16 protein-coding genes and 1 pseudogene are annotated in these 17,561 nt (G+C 68.8%); 6 read left to right on the forward strand and 11 right to left on the reverse strand.

The features are described from left to right. Window positions 1-104 precede the first annotated feature (104 nt). The gene (locus tag K2Z83_RS13580; RefSeq protein WP_220595730.1) at window positions 105-938 is read left to right on the forward strand and encodes an acetyl-CoA carboxylase carboxyltransferase subunit alpha; all 834 of its coding nucleotides are present in this window, start codon (window positions 105-107) and stop codon (window positions 936-938) included. A 152-nt stretch (window positions 939-1,090) separates the two neighbouring features. Here K2Z83_RS13580 and K2Z83_RS13585 read toward each other — a convergent pair whose 3' ends face one another. Then, window positions 1,091-2,158, reverse strand: coding sequence for an adenylate/guanylate cyclase domain-containing protein (locus K2Z83_RS13585; protein WP_220595731.1), 1,068 nt, complete (start codon window positions 2,156-2,158; stop codon window positions 1,091-1,093). Window positions 2,159-2,513: 355 nt separating this feature from the next. On the opposite strand from K2Z83_RS13585, the gene K2Z83_RS13590 reads away from it, so the two are divergent. The 3 genes from K2Z83_RS13590 (at window position 2,514) to K2Z83_RS13600 (ending at window position 6,196) form a co-directional block, all read left to right on the forward strand. Beyond that, window positions 2,514-3,425: a carbohydrate ABC transporter permease gene (locus K2Z83_RS13590; RefSeq protein WP_255603901.1), complete on the forward strand. Its 912-nt coding sequence runs from the start codon at window positions 2,514-2,516 to the stop codon at window positions 3,423-3,425. Between the two features lie 233 nt (window positions 3,426-3,658). After that, window positions 3,659-4,543 carry a carbohydrate ABC transporter permease gene (locus K2Z83_RS13595; protein ID WP_220595733.1) on the forward strand — a complete coding sequence of 295 codons (885 nt, stop codon included), beginning with the start codon at window positions 3,659-3,661 and terminating at the stop codon, window positions 4,541-4,543. A gap of 204 nt (window positions 4,544-4,747) precedes the next feature. Further along, entirely contained in the window at window positions 4,748-6,196 is a 1,449-nt protein-coding gene (locus tag K2Z83_RS13600; RefSeq protein WP_220595734.1) for an ABC transporter substrate-binding protein, read from the forward strand. Between the two features lie 235 nt (window positions 6,197-6,431). On the opposite strand, the gene K2Z83_RS13605 is transcribed toward K2Z83_RS13600, so the two are convergent. Continuing rightward, window positions 6,432-6,821 carry a PPOX class F420-dependent oxidoreductase gene (locus K2Z83_RS13605; RefSeq protein WP_255603902.1) on the reverse strand — a complete coding sequence of 130 codons (390 nt, stop codon included), beginning with the start codon at window positions 6,819-6,821 and terminating at the stop codon, window positions 6,432-6,434. A gap of 189 nt (window positions 6,822-7,010) precedes the next feature. Here K2Z83_RS13605 and K2Z83_RS13610 point away from each other — a divergent pair, with 189 nt between their 5' ends. Further along, complete coding sequence (locus K2Z83_RS13610) at window positions 7,011-7,550, forward strand: glycosyltransferase family 2 protein (protein WP_220595736.1); 540 nt, start codon at window positions 7,011-7,013, stop codon at window positions 7,548-7,550. On the opposite strand, the pseudogene K2Z83_RS29030 reads toward K2Z83_RS13610, so the two are convergent. The 7 genes and pseudogenes from K2Z83_RS29030 to K2Z83_RS13640 all read right to left on the reverse strand — a co-directional run. Continuing rightward, window positions 7,496-8,470 (reverse strand): annotated as a pseudogene (locus K2Z83_RS29030) (DUF2079 domain-containing protein); the annotation flags it as partial. The gene K2Z83_RS13610 and the pseudogene K2Z83_RS29030 sit on opposite strands and share 55 nt — an antisense overlap. After that, a complete protein-coding gene (locus tag K2Z83_RS13615) occupies window positions 8,448-9,491 on the reverse strand; it encodes a lysylphosphatidylglycerol synthase transmembrane domain-containing protein (RefSeq protein ID WP_220595737.1) in 1,044 nt (347 codons plus the stop codon). The gene K2Z83_RS13615 and the pseudogene K2Z83_RS29030, both read right to left, overlap by 23 nt. 34 nt (window positions 9,492-9,525) lie before the next feature. Continuing rightward, the gene (locus tag K2Z83_RS13620; RefSeq protein WP_220595738.1) at window positions 9,526-10,593 is read right to left on the reverse strand and encodes a hypothetical protein; all 1,068 of its coding nucleotides are present in this window, start codon (window positions 10,591-10,593) and stop codon (window positions 9,526-9,528) included. 116 nt (window positions 10,594-10,709) lie between these two features. Continuing rightward, on the reverse strand, window positions 10,710-11,870 hold the full coding sequence (locus K2Z83_RS13625) for a glycosyltransferase family 2 protein (RefSeq protein ID WP_220595739.1): 1,161 nt from the start codon (window positions 11,868-11,870) through the stop codon (window positions 10,710-10,712). Beyond that, window positions 11,867-13,033 (reverse strand): glycosyltransferase family 4 protein, encoded by a 1,167-nt coding sequence (locus K2Z83_RS13630; RefSeq protein ID WP_220595740.1) that lies wholly within the window; start codon window positions 13,031-13,033, stop codon window positions 11,867-11,869. Before K2Z83_RS13630 ends, K2Z83_RS13625 begins: the two co-directional genes overlap by 4 nt. A 3-nt stretch (window positions 13,034-13,036) precedes the next feature. Next, window positions 13,037-14,041: a glycosyltransferase family 2 protein gene (locus K2Z83_RS13635; RefSeq protein ID WP_220595741.1), complete on the reverse strand. Its 1,005-nt coding sequence runs from the start codon at window positions 14,039-14,041 to the stop codon at window positions 13,037-13,039. A gap of 174 nt (window positions 14,042-14,215) precedes the next feature. Continuing rightward, window positions 14,216-15,343, reverse strand: a complete 1,128-nt coding sequence (locus K2Z83_RS13640; protein WP_220595742.1) for a glycosyltransferase family 1 protein — start codon at window positions 15,341-15,343, stop codon at window positions 14,216-14,218. Window positions 15,344-15,444: 101 nt separating this feature from the next. Between K2Z83_RS13640 and phoU the strand changes: the two genes are divergently transcribed. After that, window positions 15,445-16,122, forward strand: a complete 678-nt coding sequence (gene phoU, locus K2Z83_RS13645; RefSeq protein WP_220595743.1) for a phosphate signaling complex protein PhoU — start codon at window positions 15,445-15,447, stop codon at window positions 16,120-16,122. A gap of 48 nt (window positions 16,123-16,170) precedes the next feature. Here phoU and K2Z83_RS13650 read toward each other — a convergent pair whose 3' ends face one another. Both K2Z83_RS13650 and K2Z83_RS13655 read right to left on the reverse strand, forming a co-directional pair. Beyond that, window positions 16,171-16,830, reverse strand: coding sequence for a HEAT repeat domain-containing protein (locus K2Z83_RS13650; protein WP_220595744.1), 660 nt, complete (start codon window positions 16,828-16,830; stop codon window positions 16,171-16,173). A gap of 119 nt (window positions 16,831-16,949) precedes the next feature. Next, on the reverse strand, window positions 16,950-17,561 hold a 612-nt coding region (locus tag K2Z83_RS13655; RefSeq protein WP_255603903.1), incomplete at its 5' end, for a sugar nucleotide-binding protein.

A 17,561-nucleotide genomic window follows, 5' to 3' on the forward strand; every position in this document is an offset into this window, starting at 1 on the left:
TAAGGGCGCAGCAGCGCGGCGCTGCTGCCGTAAGGGCGCAGCAGCGCGGCGCTGCTGCCGTAAGGGCGCAGCAGCGCGGCGCTGCTGCGCCCCAACTGGAACTAATGGACGAGACGACACCCATATCTGAGCCCCAGGAGCTCACGCCCTGGGATCGCGTGCAGCTGGCCCGCCACCCGCAGCGCCCCCACACGCTCGACTATATCGGCGCGCTCTGCGAGGACTTTACCGAGCTCCACGGCGACCGGCGCTTCGGCGACGATGCGGCGATCGTGGGCGGGCTGGCCACCTTCGCCGAGCGCACGGTGATGCTGATCGGCCACCAGAAGGGCAGCGACACCCGCGAGAATATGCGCCGCAACTTCGGCATGTCGCACCCCGAGGGCTACCGCAAGGCCCAGCGCCTCATGCGCCAGGCCGAGAAGTTTGGCTTCCCGCTGATCTGCTTCGTCGATACGCCCGCCGCCGACCCGAAGAAGGAGTCCGAGGAGCGCGGCCAGGGCAACGCCATCGCCGAGAGCATCCTGGTGATGACAAACCTGCGCGTGCCGATCGTCGCCGCCGTGATCGGCGAGGGCGGCAGTGGCGGCGCCCTCGCGCTCAGCGTGGCCGACCGCCTGCTCATGCAGGAGAACGCGATCTTCTCGGTGGCCCCGCCCGAGGCGGCCGCCTCCATCCTCTGGCGCGACTCGGCCAAGGCCCCCGACGCCGCCCGCGCGCTCAAGCTGACCGCCCAGGATCTCTACGAGCTGCGGATCATCGATGAGGTCGTCCCCGAGCCCGACGGCGGCGCAAACCAGAGCCCGCAGGCGGCGATCACCGCCCTCGGCGCGCGCATCCGCGCCCACCTCGACGCGATCTCCCGGCTCGATATCCCCACCCTGCTCAAGCAGCGCTACCAGAAGTACCGCGCCATCGGCGAGTATATTGAGCATTGATGTCTCTATTGCGCACGGTGAGGGTGTGGGAGAGCTTCGCTCTCCCACAAAAAAACTGATGGTGCTGCGGCGCGGCGTAGCCGCGCCGCAGCACCATCAGTGCGGCATGTGCCTGCTGGGCACAACATCATAAAGGTTTCAGGACGGTAGCCCTATACGGCGAGCCGGTGTACCAGCACCGGCTCGTCGATCCCCTTCAGACGCACCTCGCCGCTCTGTAGCTCACGCCCGCCCAGCAGCGCGCGCGCCTCGGCATCCTCACGCACCGCCTCCGTCAGCACAATGTCGCCGCCCGTTGAGAGCCCCTGCACCCGCGCCGCGATGTTCACCGTGCCGCCGAAGTAGTCCGGCCGGTCGTTCAGGGTGACGCTCAGGCACGGCCCGCTGTGCAGGCCCACCTTCAGGATCAGGCGCTCGTCGCCCTCCAGGCTGGCCCGCCCGTTCAGGGCGATGATCGCCTCCTGCATGGCCATGGCCGCCCGCAGCGCCTCGGCCGGCATCTGGAATGCCGCCATCACCGCGTCGCCGATCGTCTTGACCATCAGGCCGCCACAGGCGTCCGCCACGCGGAACAGCTCGTCGAAGTGCAGTCGCACCAGGTGGTAGGCCCGCGGGTCGCCGCGCCGCGCGTAGATCGCCGTCGAGCCGGCCAGGTCGGTGAAGAGCAGGGCCGCCCTCGTCACGTCCAGGCTCTCGTCGGGCAGCAGCCGCTGCTGCGGGAAGAGCTGCTGGAACTCGGGCAGCAGCAGCAGGGCGTGGCCGGGCATCGCCCCCAGCCGGGCATCGACCGCGTCGCGGTGGGCCGGGTCGTCGGCGGCCGCGAGCGGGTGCAGCCGCTCCACCAGGCTGAAGCTCACGCGCACCTCATCGTCCAGGCGGCTCGGCCGCACCGCCGTGCAGGCCGGGCACTGGTGCTCGTGGCGCAGGGCCGCCAGCGAGCCGGCCCGGTGGTCGGTCGAGCCGCACATCGGGCAGCGCACGTCCCAGTGCAGCGTGACCAGCCCGGCGTAGAGGGCCGACACAAGCAGGCGCAGGGCCTCGCGCTCGCCCAGCCCCAGCGCCCCGGCGATCAGGCGCGGGTTGAGGTAGGTCAGGCCGCGCGCGTCGGCGGCGGCGAAGTGCTCGGCCAGGCGCGCGGCCAGCTCCGGCGACACGCCGCGATCGGCCAGGGCGGCGAACTCGGCCCGCAGGTCGGGCCTGCGGGAGAACAGGCGTAGCATAGGGAACTCCTCAGCGGTGGCATTTCCGCGATCGGCCGTAGGGGCGCAGCGCGCTGCGTCCGTCCCAGCATATCTCTGTCCAATAAAACGCCCGCAGCGTTTCAAGTTCCCCACCCGACATCTTAACAGCTGATGAGGCAGGGCGGCATCGCGCCCCTCAATTAACCACTCCCTAACCTCCGCTTAACATTCCATTGAGACGGTCTTAACCCACCTCGCGTAGAGTACTCGGGCAACACCTTGAGCCGCAGGCGGCCCGATAGATGTCGCCCCGATGCGACACCACCCTAGAGACGCGCGCACTGTGGTGCCGGGCCGTACGCCCCGCTGCGGCGCGCGTCTGTGCGAGATGCCTATGACCAGCGTGAGCCCGCGCACTGCGGGCGGATCCCGGCGCGAGCGGCGCGAGTGGCTGCTCTTCGCCGCCCTGATCGGCCCAAACCTGGCCCTCTTCGCCATCTTCACCTACTGGCCGCTGCTCTACAACCTCTACCTCAGCTTCGTGCGCTGGAACTTCCTGCGCCCGCGCAAGCCCTTCGTCTGGCTCGACAACTACATCGAGGTCTTCACCGATACGCAGTTCTGGATCATCGCCCTCAACACCCTCACCTTCACCGTCTGCTCGGTCGGGCTGACCCTGCTGATCGGCCTGGCCCTGGCCCTGCTGATCAACCAGCCGCTGCGCTACCGCAACGCCGCGCGGGCCGTGCTCTTCTCGCCGGTGATCATGTCCGGCGCGGTGGTCGCCGTCGTCTGGAGCTATATCTTCGACCCGCGCTACGGCCTGCTCGACCAGATCCTCGGCTTCGTAGGCGCATCCTCGCCCGACTGGCTGGGCGACCCGCGCTGGGCCATGCCGGCGGTGATCCTGGTCTATGTCTGGAAGAATGTCGGCTACGCCGTGGTGATCTACCTGGCCGGGCTACAGGGCATCCCGCGCGAGCTGTACGACGCTGCCCGCGTCGACGGGGCCGGGGCCGTGGACCGCTTCTGGCACGTCACCCTGCCCGGACTCTCGCCGGTGGCCTTCTTCCTCTCGGTCACCAGCCTGCTGGCCTGCTTCCAGTCCTTCGACATCGTCAAGGTGCTCACCGACGGCGGCCCGGCCATCGCCACGACGACCCTGATCTACCACCTCTACGACCTCGGCTTCGTCTCCTACGACGCTGGCAAGGCCGGGGTGATGGCGATGGTGCTCTTCGGGGTGATGCTGGCGCTCACCGTGATCCAGCTGCGCTATGTCGAGGAGCGGGTGGCGTATGCGTAGAGGGCGCTGCGGCGCCCTTACTTATAGGGATAGGGGCAGTACCGCAAAAAGAACGCTGTCACCCTGCACGTGCCCGGCCCGTAAACGGGCGGGCTACGGTTCTGCGAAGGCCGCCTGCGCGGCCTCAGACAGGCCGCGCAGGCGGCCTTCGTAGAACCTAGCCGGGGGCTTCAGCCCCCCGGCGGCGACGCCGCGCAGCGTGACGTTTGCGGTATTGCGGATAGGGAGTCTCCATGGCCCTGGGCGAAGAGTTACAGATAGCGCAGCCGGTCGAGCGGGCAGGCCTCAAGAAGAAGATCATCAGCCCGGCGCGGCTGGCCGGATACCTGGCGATGGCCGTGGCCGTGCTCGTGGTGGGCCTGCCGGTCTACTGGACGGTGGCGGCCTCGTTCAAAGAGGCCCGCGAGATCTACAGCATCCCGCCGACCTGGGTGCCGCTGCGGCCGACCCTGGCGAACTACCCGGCGGCGTGGGCGGCGGCGCCCTTCGCCCGCTACTACCTGAACAGCTTCATCACCACCCTGGGCGGCGCGGCCTGCGAGGTGACGATGGCGATCACCTCGGCCTACGCCCTGGCCTACCTGCGCTTCCCGCGCAAGGACCTGGTCTTCCTGCTGCTGCTGGCCGCCCTGATGGTGCCGGTCGAGATCACGATCGTGCCGAACTACCTGACGATCGCCCGCCTGGGCTGGATCAACAGCTACCAGGGGATCATCATCCCCGGAGCGGCGATCGCCTACGGCACCTTCCTGCTGCGCCAGGCCTTCCTCGGCCTGCCCTACGAGGTGATCGAGGCGGCGCGGGTGGACGGCGCGGGCCACCTGCGCACGCTCTGGGCCGTGGTGATGCCCATGGCCCAGCCGGCGATCGTGACCATGGCCCTGCTCTCGCTGGTGGCCAAGTGGAACGACTTCCTCTGGCCGCTGATCGTCACCAACACCAGCGACATGCGCACCCTGCCGATCGGCATCTACTGGCTGCGCAACAGCGAGGGCCTGACCGACTGGGGCGTGGTGATGGCCGGCTCGCTCTTCCTCATCCTGCCGGTGATGGTCGCCTTCCTCTTCGCCCAGAAGTACATCGTCGAGGGCATCGCCAGCGGCGCGGTGAAGGGGTAGGGGACAGGGGACAGGGGACAGGGGACAGGTTCGGAACATCAGCTTACGGTGTTCATGGCGCGTTGTTGTTCGGTGTCTGTCCCCTAGTCGCTGTCCCCTGTCCCCTTGTTTTGCAGAGGCACTTCCGGGGGCCTGAGAGACCCCCGCGTGCGATACAGATGACCCGCCGGGCGCGGAGCGCCCACCAGAGGAGATGAGACACCCATGGAGAACACGACGAAGCTCACCCGCCGCCAGATGCTGCGCGGCATGATCGCCAGCGGCGGCGTGGCCATCCTGGCTGCCTGCGGCGCCGCCCCGGCCGCCCCGGCCGCCCCGGCTGCCACCGACGCCCCGGCCGCCGCCGCGCCGACCAGCGCCCCGGCCGTTGCCGCCGCCCCCAGCGCCACCACGATCACCTACTGGGGCTCGTTCAGCGGCGGGCTCGGCGAGGCCGAGGCCGCCATGGTCAAGGCCTTCAACGAGTCCCAGTCCGAGGTGCAGGTCGAGTACCAGTTCCAGGGCAGCTACGAGGAGACGGCCCAGAAGTTCACCGCCGCCCTCCAGGCCAACACCATCCCCGACGTCGTGCTGCTCTCCGACGTCTGGTGGTTCAGCTTCTACACCGCCGGCGCGATCGCCCCACTGGACGACCTGGCCTCCCAGGTCAAGCTGGACTTCAGCGACTACGAGCCGGTGCTGCTCGACGAGGGCGTGCGCCAGGGCAAGCACTACTGGGTGCCCTTCGCCCGCAGCACGCCGCTGTTCTACTACAACAAGCAGATCTGGCAGGAGGCCGGGCTGCCCGACCGCTCGCCCGACACCTGGGCCGAGATGGCCGACTGGGCCACGAAGCTGGTCAAGAAGGACGGCGACACGATCAGCCAGGCCGCCTTCGCCCATCCCAACGGCGCCAGCTACATCGCCTGGCTCTTCCAGGGCGTCGTCTGGCAGTTCAACGGCCAGTACTCCAACCCCGACTTCACCATGACCATGACCGACCCGAACACCCTGCGGGCGGCCCAGTTCTACCAGGACACGGTCAACAAAGACAAGTGGGCCATCCTCTCGCAGGACGTGAACAAGGACTTCACCGGCGGCATCACCGCATCGACCATGGCCTCGACCGGCGGCCTGGCCGGCATCCAGAAGGCGGCGGCCTTCCCGGTGGGCGTGGGCTTCCTGCCCAAGGCCGACAGCTTCGGCTGCCCAACCGGCGGCTCGGGCCTGGCCATCCCCACCAGCACTCCCGACGACAAGAAGCTGGCGGCCATGAAGTATATCGCCTTCGCCACCAGCACCGAGAGCGCCGGGGTCTGGGCGCGCAGCACGGGCTACATGCCGGTGCGCCTCAGCACCAAGGAGACCCCGGAGATGGTCACGTTCTTCGACGAGAACCCCAACTTCAAGACGGTGGTGGACCAGCTGCCGCTGACCCGCGCCCAGGATGCCGCCCGCGTCTTCGTGCGCAACGGCGACCAGATCATCGGCAAGGGGCTGGAGCGGATCATCGTCAACGGCGAGTCCCCCGACGCGGTGTTCGCCGACGTGAACGCCGAGCTGACCAAGGGCGCCGCGCCGATCCTTGAGGATCTGAAGGCCATCGAGGCTGGGGCGTGCGCTGGGCTGCGGCGCTCAGGGCTGCGGCGCCGAAGAAGATGGCGATGCCGATGATGATGATGAGCTCCATTGCGTTTCGCCTTTCTTAATTTAGTGTACTAAAGACACTATATAAGGGCCGGAGAAGGAGGGCGATGTGCCCTCTATTAGTGACGATTATACACTATCTTGGCGACATGTCAAGCGGCCCGTTATATGAACCGCCCCGACACACTGAGCCGCCGCTGAGGTATCGCTCAGCGGCGGCTCAGACCATCTCAGCGCCTCAGCGCCTCAGCGCCTCAGCGATCTACTCCGGCACGATCTCGATCCAGGCCCGCTGCGTGCCGCGGACGTTCATGAAGAAGTCAAAGATCGCCTTGATCAGGCCGTACTTCCTATCGAGGGCCTCCTTCGCGACCTCCTCCTCCTCGGGGCCGAGGACGCGCGCCATGGCGCCCATCGTCTCGCCGCGCGGGGTGCCGCGCTGGTCCGACGGCCCGATCAGCACCCGCCCGTTATTGCGGATGCGCTTCACCTTCCCCGAGTCCCCGGTGGTCATCACATAGACCTTGCCCCCGCTCAGGGCGAACCAGACCGGGGTCTTCACCGCCTCGCCGCTCTTCCGGTATGTGAATAGGTTGGCGTACTGGTGCTTCTTCAGCGCTGCGAACCGCTCCGACTGATCAATATTTGTCATGGGTTGTTGCTCCATAGTGTGCTAAAAACAGGATAGTATTTCATTGTAACATGGTTCACGTGCTCGAGCATGCCGACATTGCCCGTCTATCAGCCGCCCGCCGGGACGATCAGGCTATTGCGTCGTATGATCAAAAATCTATAATGATCAGGTCGGATCTGCCCGCCCTTCGTCAGAAAGATCACCCCGATGCGCCATGCGGCCCCCGAGCAGCGACAGGTCGAGCGCGCCTTCACCGATATTCCCACCGACGACCCGGAGGCCGCCCTGCGCTTCTGCCGGGCGCTCTCGACGCTCCTCGACGCCGAGCCGGCCATCGGCCGGCTCGCGCAGACGCCCCTCGCCCACGGCGTCGCCCAGCCCCAGGCCGCGCCCGTCGAGCTGTCGGTGGTCATCCCCGCCTACAACGAGGAGGAGAACCTGCCGACGCTCTACGGCCGGCTGCTGGCATCACTCGACCCGCTGGGCATCAGCTACGAGCTGATCTTCGTGAACGACGGCAGCCGCGACCACACCCTGCCCATGCTCCAGCAGCTCAGCGCCGACGACCCGCGGGTGCTCACGATCGATCTGGCCCGCAACTTCGGCCACCAGGTCGCGATCAGCGCCGGCCTCGACCACACCCGCGGCCGGGCCGTGATCATTATGGACGGCGACCTGCAGGACCCGCCGGAGGTGCTGCCGCAGTTTATCGCCAACATAATGATAAAAGGCACCACGGCGGCGTAGTGGTGGTAGCGGAAGTCGTAGCCGGCGCCGGGGCCGGTGCTGATCAGGGCGGCCAGGGCCAGGGGCGCGCCCACGAGCAGCCAGCGCCAGCCGCGCCAGGCCACCAGCAGCGCCGGCCCGAAGACCACCAGGGCGTTCAGCAGGCGCTCGCCGGCGGTGCCGCCGATCTCGCCGAGCGCGCCGAAGTAGAACTTCGTGTAGGCGACCGAGGCCGAGCCGCCCGCGCTATCCATCCGGAACAGCTCACGCAGGAAGAGGAAGGCGACAGCGCCATAGATCACCGCCGCCACGCCAGTGATCAGCCCGGCCCGCCGCCGCCCGCCCCAGAGGAGCAGGTAGGCGCCGATGCCGGCCACCGGCAGGGCCATATACATCTTGCAGCTCAGGGCCAGCGCCGCCCAGACGCCGAAGGCCCGCCATGCCCGCCGGTCGGCCGCGTCCAGGGCGAAGAGCAGCAGCGGCATCGCCAGCGTGTCGCCGTGGAAGTCGAAGAGCACGGCGGTGAGGGCCACCGGGTAGAGCAGGTAGATCAGGGCCACCGCGCGGGCGGCCATGCGGCTGTCGAGGCGGCGCAGGGACAGCCGGTAGGCGGGCACAGCCCCCGCGGCGAACAGGGCCGCCTGGCCGGCCAGCAGCGCCTCGGGGCTGCGCCAGAGCGCCAGCAGCGGCGCGAAGGCGACGTAGATCAGCTCGACGTGCCCGGCCAGCCGCGAGAAGTTGCCGCCCGCGCCGGTGGTGACGAGGGGCTGCCCGCGCAGCAGCGAGAAGATCGCCTGGGCCATCCCCCCCAGGTCGAGGATGCCGCTGTTATAGCCCCGGTAGCGGGCGATGCCTAAGCCGGCGGCCATCGCGCAGGCCAGGGCCATCGCCGCCCAGAGCAGCGGGTCGCGGGGAACGCTAGCGCGTTGCGCTGTCATCATCGTGGTTCAGCTCGCTTCCTTCAAAGGGGGCGGAGGTCGGCGGCCCCCGATCCGCCGCGGCAACCTTGAGCAGCCCCAGCTCGGCAAGCAGCACCGGCAGGCCGCTCAGGGCGGTGAGCCAGAGCAGCGCCCTGCTGGTGAGGGCTGCGGCGAGCGCCACGCCCCCCGCCACGCCGGCCCGCCCCAGCAGCGCCGCCAGGACGCCCTCCCTGACCCCGAGCCCGCCCGGGCTAAGTGGCAGCAGCCCGACCAGCCCGACCAGGGGGGCGACGAGGGCGGCGCTGACGGACGCCCTCGTATCGAGCGCCAGCAGGATCAGGCTCAGGCTGAGCACGGTCATCAGGTGATAGATCAGCGAGAGCCCGACGCAGCGGACGAGGATGCCCGTGCTGCGGCTGTAGGCGCGCAGCACCTCGCGCACCCGCTCTAGTCCGCGCAGGAGCGGGTCCGGCGTCCACGACGGGGCCGTGGCGCGGACGAGCAGATAGGCCACGGCGACGCCGACGAGCGCGCAGACAGCCAGAATTCCCAGCGGCACGATCGGGCTCCAGCCGAGGAGCGCAGGAGCGAAGGCGAGCGACACCGCCGCCAACAGCGCCATGCCCGCGAGTCCCGTGAGGCGCTCGGCGATGATGCTCGACCAAAGCGCCGCCTTATCTGCGATCACTCTGCTGGCGAGGTAGCCCCGCCCCAGATCCCCGCCGACGTCTGAGGGCAGGAAGCTGCCGGCGAAGGCCCCCGCCAGGTACCAGCGCAGCAGCGGGCCAAGGGGCGAGATCGTGCCCTGTGCCTGTAAGAGCAGCCGCCACTTCACGCAGCTGATCCAGACGCCAAGGTAGTAGATCAGGATGCACCCGATCAGGTAGCCGGGCCGGGCGCCTGTGAAGACCGCGCGGAGGGTGGGCCAGTCGGTGAGGCGCCAGGCGACGACGGCCAGCAGGCCGCCTGCCAGGGCCAGTCGCCCCCCCAGCACGAGTCGCCCGCGCCACGTCGGGCGACGCTCCTCGCCGGCGACCATCATGGCGTCACCAGAGCGATGGATCGCGCTGAGGCGCTCACTGCTGGCGAGACCAAGGTGGCGAGAACAGGTTCGACTGCCCGGTGGCGAAATAGCTTGCGAGCCAGGCCACCAGCACAAACCACACGAGGTTGATGGCCGTGAGGCGTGGGAGGTCAATGATGTGAATGTTGGTCGGGCTGCTTGCCAGCATGATGGTTGTTGCTACTGTGTATAGGTTGTTCCATCGTGGGCAACAGATTGCCCCGAGCATCACCGGCAGGATAAAGTACTGATCGCTGAACCCGTAGATGCTCGCGAGGAAGATCACGATGCTAAACTGGATACCCTGATCAAGAGGCAATCGCAGGTATGTGCGGGCGATAAACGGGTGGGCGATGAGGAGGAGAAAGAAGACGCCTCGGGTCAGGGGCACTGGCAGAAGGAGATCGAAGCCGTACTTTCTTGCCCCGCTGCTGTATCCGAACACGTTCGTCAGCACCCCTTGCCAGCCCAGGTGCAAAAATGGGAGGAAGCTCGCTCCAAATGCGGCTGCCACAAGCGCCATCCACAGCGCCGCCTTGCGCGGCGAGGGGGCTTGGTACCAGAGGAGCAGCCATACTGGGAAGATCACATTGTGCTTGATGATCACCGCCAGGGCTCCCAGGCCGACGATCAGCAATGGCGATGGCTCGCGCTTGCGTACCACAAGGTACACCGCCACCAATAAAGGAAGCATGGCGAGGTTTTCGAACTGCCCATGATACCCGACGAGCAGGATCGGGACGGGGTTCAGCATGTAGAGAGCGTAGGCGTAGCTTCTCCGCATCAGGGGGACTGCGCCGCTGATGAGTGCAATGCACGCTGCGATCAGGACGTCCACGCCGGTCAGGCATGTTCGGACGACGACATTGAGAGGGAGTGACACTGTTTCGCCGATGTGCGAGAAGAGCAGCAGGCAGTAGGCCCAGAGGGGGCTGTAGTTGTAGCGATGTGTCTCCTGATAGACATTGCCACCCCGACGCATGATCGCAGCGACAATCTCATAGCTCTGCTGGTCGTAGTTCCCCGGGTGGGCGAAGGCTAACGCGAGCCGCAGCGCCACTCCGAGGCAGGTTGCGCCCACAACGATGATCCAGGGGCGAAGCCCACGGCGCCTGGCACTGTGCAGGGAGATCTCGGTTGAACCTAGAGCACTCGTTCGCGCACGGCACATGGAAAAGCTCTCCTGGCCTCTGGCCGCTATCGCCTTCCCAGCAGCGGCGACGCCAGCCGCCAGTACGCCGCGCAGATCTGCTCGACCGCGCCCTGGGCCAGCCGCTCGGCCCGGCCCTGCACCAGCCCTGGCACGAAGGAGAACCCGTGGGCGCTGAGCAGCTCGCGGTCAGAGATCACGCGGGTGGCCTGGATGTGCCGGCGCTGGGTGCGGATCGCCTCGCGCATGCTCAGCACCTCGCCCAGCGCCCGCAGGTACACGCCCAGCCAGCCCTTGCGCAGCGCCGCCGCCAGCAGCAGCCCGTCGTAGAGCAGGATGATCGGCGCGCACAGCAGCAGCGTGCGGGCGCTGTAGAGCTTCAGGATCGTCAGCCAGCGGTTGCGGTAGATCAGCTGCGCCCGCCGGCGCGGGTAGTCGCCCCGCCCGCGCCAGCTCGTCTCGGCGTTGCCCTGCAGGTGGTAGACGAGTGACTCAGGCGCGGTGTAGCAGCGCCAGCCGCGCAGGCGCATCCGCAGCGACAGCTCGAAGTCGTTCAGGTAGATGAAGTAGCGCGCGTCGAGTCCGCCGCACTCCAGCGCCCGCTCGCGGTGGACCAGCAGCGAGGTGCTGGCCTGCGCGCCCACCTCCCAGACCTCGCCCGCCCCCGTCGGCGCCTGCCCGACTGGCATAAATCCGTGGTGCAAGGTCATGTGCCCGACCACGTGGGCGAAGCCGCCGTCGTGATGGATGCGCCCCTGCTGCACCAGCACCGCCCGCGAGCCGACCATCGCCGTATGCGGCCATGTTGTGCGGGCGGCGTCCAGCAGCGGCGTAAGCCAGCCCTCCGGCACGTAGGTGTCGTGGTCGAGGAAGAGCACCCACGCGCTGTCGGCCAGCTGGAGCGCCAGGTTGCACGCGGCGCTGTGGCCGATGTTCTGGCGCAGGGCGACGAGCCTACAGCCCGCGTGGCCGCCCACGCGCGCCAGCGTATCATCGGAGGAGGCGTTATCGATCACCAGGATCGCCCCGCCCTCGGGCAGCGCCGCCCGCACCGTCTCCAGGCAGCGGTCGATATAGGCCGCCGAGTTGTACGTAATCAGCGCCACCGTCACGCTGGCGTCGAACGGGATGCCGAGATCAGGAGGATTCGCCCCCCTCTCCCGCCGCAGCGGGAGAGGGGCTGGGGGTGAGGGCCGCTCTAACCTCATAGCAGGTTCCGTGGGTCGCTCACCAGGGAGCGATCCACCTCGTAGGCGGTGTGGCGACCGGCCACCCGCCCGTACAGCTCCAGGTGCTCGGCCAGGATGCGCCCCCAGGAGAAGCCCTCGACCCGCCGGCGGGCCGACTCGCCCAGCCGGGCCCGCCAGGTCTCGTCGCCCATCAGGCCGACGATGGCCGCCCGCAGGCCGGGGATGTCGTGGGGCTTCACCAGCACCCCGGCGTCGCCCACCACCTCGGGCATGCCCGTCACATTATTGGTGATCACCGCGCAGCCGGCGCTCAGGGCCTCCAGCAGCACCACCGGGAAGTTGTCGTGGAGCGAGGGGAAGACGAAGATCGCGCTGGAGGCGTAGAGGTCCTGGAGCTCCTGCCCCTTCACGAAGCCGGGGAACTGCACGTCCAGATCGAGCTGCCGCGCCTGCTCCTGGAGCGGGGCGAGCATCGGGCCGTCGCCGGCGATGACCACATCCCAGCCCGTCAGGTCCACGCCCGCAAGCGCCTGGAGCATGTGCTGGGCTCCCTTGCGCGGGAAGAGCCGGCTGGCGAAGAGGATGCGCCTGCGCCTCGGCGCCGCGCCCGCCTCGGGCAGGCGGAAGCCGTAGGGGATCACGTCCACCGGCACATCGGCGCCGCGCTGGAGCAGGCCGCCCAGGTAGCGCGAGGGCGAGATAATCGCGTCGGCCTGCCGCACGATCTGCCGCCAGAGCGGGGCCAGCAGGCGGTGCCCGCGCTTGAAGCGGTCGGGGTTGTAGCCGGGGACGTCCGAGCCGTGGATCGTGACCACCAGCGGCAGGCCGGTGAGCCGCTTGAGGGCGACGGCCAGCACCCCGGTGGGCATCAGGAAGTGGGCGTGGATCAGGTCGTAGCGGTGGCGCGCGGCCAGGCCCAGGGCCACCGGCAGCGCCGAGAGGACGTAGCTCGCCATCTCGACCGTGATGGCGCGCACGGGCGAGGCGCGCAGGGCCGGCACGCGGAAGACCCGCAGCCGGCCGTCGATCAGATCCTCGCGGAAGGGGAGCTTGCCATAGCCCATCGTCACCACATCGACGGCGTGCCCATCCCGGGCGAGCTCCTCGGAGAGCGCGCGGGTGATCGGGCTGGCCCCGCCGCCGATCGGCGGATACTCGTAGTTGAGCATCATAATCCGCATAGGCTACGCTCCATTGATCTCCTCGCGCACCACATAGATCGGCTTCTTCTGGGTCTCGTAGTAGGTCCGCATGGTCAGCTCGCCCATCAGGCCGATCCCGATGAACTGCACGCCCAGGATGATCAGCAGCACGCCCAGCAGCAGCAGCGGGCGCGAGCCGATGTCGGCGTTGTAGAGGATTTTGATCATCACCAGGTACAGGCTGATCACAAAGCCGGCCAGCATCGAGAGCAGACCCCACAGGCCGAAGATCTGCATCGGCCGGGTGGAGTATGAGAGCAGGAATCGCACCGTGATCAGGTCGAGCAGCACTCGCACCGTCCGGCTGATCCCGTACTTCGACGTGCCGTAGCGCCGCGGCTCGTGGTGTACCGCCATCTCCGTCACCGCCACGCCCTGCCAGGAGGCCACCGCCGGGATGAAGCGGTGCAGCTCGCCGTACAGGTTGATGTTCTTCACCACATCGGCGCGGTAGACCTTCAGCGAGCAGCCGTAGTCGTGGAGATGAACGCCGGTCACCCAGGAAATCAGCCGATTGGCGATCATCGAGGGCAGCTTCCGGTTGATGAAGGCATCCTGGCGGCGGGCCCGCCAGCCGCTCACCACGTCATACCCCTCGCCGGCCCGGGCCATCAGCATCGGGATGTCGTTCGGGTCGTTCTGCAGGTCCGCGTCGATGGTGACGATATACTCGCCTCGGGCGCGGTCGAACCCGGCGGCGAAGGCGGCCGTCTGCCCGAAGTTGCGCCGGAAGCGCACCACGCGCAGCCGCGGGTCGCCGGCGGCCAGCTCGCTCAGCAGGGCGAAGCTGCCGTCCCGCGAGCCGTCATCCACGGCGATGATCTCGTAGGCGTGGCCGTAGCCCTCCAGAGCCGCGCTCAGCCGATCATAGAGGTGCGGGATGCTGTCCTCCTCGTTATAGATCGGCACGACAATAGAGAGTGAGGGTGACGCGCCATCGGCCAGTGAGGCCTCGCGCGTGGAAGTGTCAATGGTGGCGGCAGACATAGGGTGCTCCAGCATACGATAGTCGAACCAATAAAGCTCTCGCTATTGTACGCAAATGAGCGTTCCTGTCACATGGAGCTGGAGTGCGCTGGCCGATGATCGGCTTGGAGCTTGACCTATTGTAGCCTACCAGCGGCACCAGCGCCCGCCCGCATCGTAGGAACATAGTCCTTTTTAGGGCGTGGCGCAGCCCTCGTAGACGCGCAGCGTGCCCAGGGCGGTGTGCCGCCAGCTGAACTCGCCCGCCCGCCGCAGCCCGCGCTCGCGCAGGCCCTGGCGCAGGGCCGGGTCGCCCAGGAGGCGCGTCAGCCCCTCGGCGATCCCACCCGTGTCATAGGGGTCAACCAGCAGCGCGGCGTCGCCCACCACCTCGGGCAGGCTGCTGGCGCGGGCGCAGAGCACCGGCGCGCCGCAGGCCATCGCCTCAAGCGGCGGTAGGCCGAAGCCCTCGTAGTAGGAGACGAAGGCGAACACGGCGGCCCCGCTGTAGATCGCCGGCAGGTCGGCGTCGGCCACGTTCGGCAGGAAGCGCACGCGCGCGCCCAGGCCGCGCTCGGCCACCAGCCGGCGCAGCTCCGGGTGCTGCGGGTCCTCGTGCCCGGCCAGAATAAGCTGCGCCCCGGCGACCCGCCCGCCCGCCAGCTCCCACGCCCGCACCAGCCGCTCCAGGTTCTTGTGCGGCTTGTTCGAGCCCAGGTAGAGCACATAGGGCTCGGGCAGGCCATAGCGGGCGCGGATCGCGGCCACCGCCTCGGGCGGCCGCGGGGCGAAGCGGCCATCCGCCGCCAGGGGCGTCACCGCGACCCGCGTGTGCGGCAGGTGGTAGCGGGCGGCCAGCTCATCGCGGGCGCGCCCCGAGATCGTGATCAGCGCGTCGGCGCCGCGCACGGCCATGCCCATGGTGAGCCGGTAGAGCAGCCGCCCGCGCGGCGAGAGCGTCTGCGGGAAGCGCCAGCCCAGCAGGTCGTAGACCGTCACCACCGACGGGCAGGGCAGCCCCACATAGGGCTTGATGAAGTAGGGCGAGTGCAGCAGGTCCAGGCCGAGGGCGCGGGCGCGCAGCGGCAGCTCGACCTGCTGGAGCGGCGAGAACGGCGCGGATCGCACCGGGGCCAGCTCGACCCCCGGCATGCTCGCCAGCTCTCCCAGGCCGTAGCGGGCGCCCGGCCCCGGCGGGTTGTGCAGCAGCACCAGGGTGTGGCCATGATCTAGCTCGGCCAGCGCCCCGGCCAGGCTGACGATGTAGCGCCCGATGCCGGGGAAGTGGTCGCCGATGTAGCGGGCGTCGATGCCGATCCGCATAGTGTTCCTATGATATAGTTCTGAGTATAGAAATCATATACCTTCTGGCCAGCGTTGGGGCGCAGCAGCGCCGCGCTGCTGCGCCCTTACTGGAAGCACCGATGACCCACCTGCGCGAGCACTACCGGCACGAGCTGAACGATCTCCGACATGAGCTGCTCGCGCTCGGGCGTATGGTCGATGAGTCCGTACGGCGGGCGCTCTGGGCGCTGCGCCAGGGGGCCGTCGGCGAGGCCCATGCGATCATCCGCGGCGATGACGCCATCGATACGGCCACCGAGGAGCTGACCCACCACGCCATGCGGATCATCGCCACCCAGGGCCCGGTAGCCGGCGACCTGCGCGAGGTCAGCTCCTACCTCCAGTGCGGCGGCGAGCTGGAGCGCATCGGCGACTACGCCGAGGGCATCGCCAAGCTCGTGGTTCGCTCTGGCGGCACCCTCGCCGCCGAGCTGCCCGCCGAGATCGATCTGATGGCCGGCGAGTCTCGCGCCATGCTCGGCCAGGCCCTCGACGCCCTGGTGGCCCTCGACCCGGCGATCAACCTGCGGCTCAAGGAGCACGACGACATTGTGGACGACGCCTACGAGCGGCTCCTCGCCGGGCTCACGGCGGCCATGCAGTCCGACCCGGCGATGGTCGTGCCGGGCACCCTGCTGCTCTGGGTCGGCCACAACCTGGAGCGCATCGCCGACCGCGCCACCAACATCGGCGAGTACGTCGAGTACATCGTGCGCGGCCAGATCAGCTCGCGCGGAGATGCGCCGGCCGCAACGTAGGGGTGTAGCCGCAATGCAGCGTTTCAGCGCTGCATTGCGGCTACACCCCTACCCCTCGCCCATCTGCCGGCGCAGGATCTGGCTGGCCCGCGTGAAGTTGTCGTCATGGGCCGGCGCGTCCAGGGCGCTCTCCAGCTCGGCCATCGCCCGGCGGGCCCCCTCGCTGATCGACGCCCCCCACGAGGTGACGCCGGCGTCCTCCTCGGCGAACTCGCGCAGCGCCTCGATGCCATCGGGCACGCGCAGGTCGACGATCGCCCGGCAGGCCTCGTAGCGCACGTCGGGCGCGGGGTGGCGCATCGCGGTGACGAGGGAGTGGTAGGCCCGCGGGTCGCCGATCTTGCCCAGGGCGCGGGCGGCGCGGGCCGCCACGTGCGCGTCTGAGTCGGTGAGGCCGACCAGGATCTGGTTGAGCGCGCGGGCCTCGCCGACGACGCCGAGCACGCGGATAGCCTCGATCCGAAGGTGCGTGTCGTCGCCCTCGGCCATCTTCAGGAGGGCGGGCAGGGCCGGCGCGCCGACAACGCCGAGCACCCAGGCCGCCCGCTTGCGCAGCTCCTGCTCCGGCGAGGCCAGCAGATCGGTCAGCGGGCCGACGGCCGGCTCGCCCAGCACGCCGAGGGCGAAGGAGGCCTGGGTGCGCCGAAAGTCATCGCCCGTACACAGGTCGGCGATCAGCCCGCCGATCACCTCCGGCATCTGGCTCATGGCATATCTCCTGGTTATTCCGTGCTACGTGATGCGTGATGCGTGACGCGTGACCGAGCCACGGATCACGCGTCACGCATCACGTAGCACGACGGGATAATTAAAAAGATCCACTTCCCTTATCGCTCCGCCAGCACCTCGCGCAGGCCGCGCAGCCGGGTGCGCAGCAGCGCGCTCGCCCGCCCGATGTCGAGGGCGCAGTTGCGCGGGCGGCGCACTGGCAGGTCCGCGCTGCGCCCGGCCTGGATCGCGGCCGGGTCGTGGCCGAGCGCCCGCGCGAGCAGCGCCCCTATCTCGTGGCGGCTCAGCCGCTCGGCGCCGGCGATGTTCAGCACCCCGGCGTAGTCAGTCTCAGCCAGCTCCAGCAGGGCGGCCGCCAGGTCGTCCACCACGATCGGGCAGCGGTACTCATCGCTGAAGAGCCGGTCGCCGCGCTGGCCGGCGGCGATCTCCAGGGCGAAGCGGGTCTGCCGGTCGATCGGGTCGAAGCCGTAGATCAGCGAGGTGCGGACGATCGCCGCTCCGGGGTGGGCGGCGGCCACCAGCCGCTCGGCCGCGGCCTTCGCCTCGCCGTAGGCGCTGATCGGCGCGGGCGGGTCGTCCTCGGTGTAGGGCTCGGCCCGCTCGCCGTCGAAGATCACATCGCTCGACATGTGGACCATGCGGGCGCCCAGATCGGCGGCGGCGCGGGCCACGTGCCCGCTGCCCTCGGCGGTGATCGCCAGCAGGTC

Origin of the sequence: Oscillochloris sp. ZM17-4 (assembly GCF_019599295.1) — a bacterium.
GTDB lineage: Bacteria > Chloroflexota > Chloroflexia > Chloroflexales > Chloroflexaceae > Oscillochloris.